This window comes from Sphingomonas sp. CFBP 13728 (assembly GCF_014841895.1).
Classification (GTDB): domain Bacteria; phylum Pseudomonadota; class Alphaproteobacteria; order Sphingomonadales; family Sphingomonadaceae; genus Sphingomonas.
The window spans coordinates 1-840 of sequence record NZ_JACYUS010000018.1 but is presented as its reverse complement, the minus strand read 5'-3'; the positions used below and the strand labels follow the sequence as shown (position 1 = coordinate 840).

Sequence of the window (840 nt, the reverse complement as noted above, 5' to 3'; positions counted from 1 at the left end):
TAGGGTCAGGACTCATTGGTCATAGCCAGAAGATGACGGTGGCCGCGAGCGCGACGGCAGAGAAGAAGACAGTTGGGCAGCGGTCGTAACGAGTGGCGACGCGGCGCCAATCCTTCAGACGGCCGAACATGATCTCAATGCGGCTGCGGCGCCGGTAGCGGCGCTTGTCGTATCTGACCGGCTCGTTGCGCGATCTGCGGCCCGGGATGCAGGGCTGGATGCCCTTGGCTTCCAGGGCGTCCCTGAACCAATCGGCGTCATAACCACGGTCGCCAAGCAGCCACTGTGCTTTCGGCAGATCGTCGAGCAAGGCTGCCGCGCCGGTGTAGTCGCTCACCTGCCCGGCGGTCATGAAGAAGCTCAAGGGCCGCCCATCCGCATCGCTGACGGCGTGCAGTTTGGTGTTCATGCCGCCTTTCGTGCGGCCGATCAGGCGGCCGAGATCCCCTTTTTTACTCGCAGACTTGATGCCGTGCGGTGTGCCTTCAGGTAGGTCGCGTCGATCATGACCGTTTTCGGTACGGCTTCCGCTGCCGCGAGCCCCTCCATCATGCGCAAGAAGACACCCCTCTCGCCCCACCGCTTCCAGCGATTGTAGAGCGTCTTGTGCGGCCCATAGTCCTTCGGCGCATCACACCAGCGTAGCCCGTTGCGATTGACGAAAACGATGCCGCTGAGCACCCGCCGATCATCGACCCGAGGCTTGCCATGGCTCTTGGGAAAGAACGGTTGCAGACGCGCCATCTGCTCATCCGTCAGCCAGTACAGGTCGCTCATCCACGCTCTCCTCACGGAGCCTGAATCAGATCGCGCCTCTCACATCAATGGGTCCTGACCCTA

General features: G+C 62.3%; 1 protein-coding gene. It reads right to left on the bottom strand.

From position 1 onward, the window contains the following. Positions 1-19 precede the first annotated feature (19 nt). Positions 20-777 (bottom strand): IS5 family transposase gene (locus tag IFT67_RS20380; protein ID WP_107963731.1). Its coding sequence is split into 2 segments (ribosomal slippage): positions 20-444 and positions 444-777, totalling 759 coding nucleotides; the frame shifts between segments, so codons are not numbered across the junction. Positions 778-840: the final 63 nt, after the last annotated feature.